The following is a 385-nucleotide window of genomic DNA, read 5'->3' as shown; positions in this document are numbered from 1 at the left end:
CGCCGGTCGACTGCTGTCAGCGGTGCGCCGCGGCTGCCCTATTGCATGATGGGCGTCTGTTTCGACTGCCTCGTCACCATCGACGGCGTCGGCAACCGGCAGGGTTGTCTCATCCCCGTCGCCGAGGGCATGCAGATCGAGATCCAGAAGGGCAAGCGGGAGATCGGAAAATGACCATGGCTCCCAAGCGCGAAGACTATGACGTGGTGGTGATCGGCGCCGGCCCTGCCGGCCTTGCCGCCGCTGCGACATCCGCCGAAGCCGGCCTGTCGACGTTGTTGCTCGACGAGAATATCGGCCCCGGCGGCCAGGTGTTCCGTGCGATCTCGTCGACGCCGGTGACGGATCGCAATCAGCTCGGCGCGGACTACTGGGTCGGCGCCGA

2 protein-coding genes are annotated in these 385 nt (G+C 66.5%); both read left to right on the top strand.

Annotation, left to right across the window (positions count from 1 at the left end):
* The coding region (locus VSR71_RS35180) for a (2Fe-2S)-binding protein (RefSeq protein WP_342917934.1) at positions 1 to 174 on the top strand (174 nt) is incomplete at its 5' end.
* Positions 171 to 385: FAD-dependent oxidoreductase (locus VSR71_RS35175; protein WP_342917933.1), on the top strand; the 215-nt coding region annotated here is incomplete at its 3' end. The genes VSR71_RS35180 and VSR71_RS35175, both read left to right, overlap by 4 nt.

This window comes from Cupriavidus oxalaticus, assembly GCF_038900635.1.
Classification (GTDB): domain Bacteria; phylum Pseudomonadota; class Gammaproteobacteria; order Burkholderiales; family Burkholderiaceae; genus Cupriavidus; species Cupriavidus oxalaticus_B.
The sequence above is the reverse complement of the archived record's forward strand: the minus strand, read 5'-3'. Positions and strand labels throughout refer to the sequence as shown.